Annotated in this window: 1 protein-coding gene; it reads right to left on the bottom strand. The window is 24.6% G+C overall.

The window, feature by feature from the left end:
• Window positions 1-91: 91 nt before the first annotated feature.
• On the bottom strand, window positions 92-328 hold the full coding sequence (locus ACYQ0N_RS15385; RefSeq protein WP_460163192.1) for a helix-turn-helix domain-containing protein: 237 nt from the start codon (window positions 326-328) through the stop codon (window positions 92-94).
• Window positions 329-598: the final 270 nt, after the last annotated feature.

Here is a 598-nt window from a genome sequence, read left to right as displayed (position 1 = left end):
AATTGACTCCCATTAAAAGCTTACATATCTCGGATAGAATATACTCCTATGTTTTATAAGAATGGGGCTTGTGTGAATTGCAAGTAGGATATTAATCTATACCCCTTAACAGCCAGCTTGTTTCAATATCCAAAGCTTTTGCTATATCATAGAGAGTAGTTATGTAAATTATCATACTATATCCCCTATATTCGATACGACTTATAAATTTTCTGCTTTTGCCAATCTTTTTACCAAGCTGCATTTCTGTTAATCTTTTTTTCTTTCTATAATATTTAATGTTATTGCCAAGAATCTTACATTTTTCCCTATAAGCCTTACTTTTCATATATTCATTAATTCCTTCAAATTCCTTTTTCATTTTTATTACCAATCTTTCATAATTTTCTTTAAATAAATTATACTATATTTTTTTTAAAATTTAGGGAATTTAAATATCAATTTTTAATCAAATGAGGAATTACAGTATCTATTTACATATAACAGAGAATTTTAAATATAAATCAAAATAATAAAATAATTTCAGTAAAATAATATTCTTATATAACATAGGAGTATATTTTATCCGAAATATGTAAGCTTTTAATGGGAGTCAATA

The organism is Ruminococcus sporogenes, assembly GCF_054655175.1.
The sequence above is the reverse complement of the archived record's forward strand: the minus strand, read 5'-3'. Positions and strand labels throughout refer to the sequence as shown.

Coding starts and splice junctions, on each gene's coding strand:
- ACYQ0N_RS15385 (WP_460163192.1), bottom strand. CDS start 328: ATGAAAAGTAAGGCTTATAGGGAAAAATGTAAGATTCTTGGCAATAAC.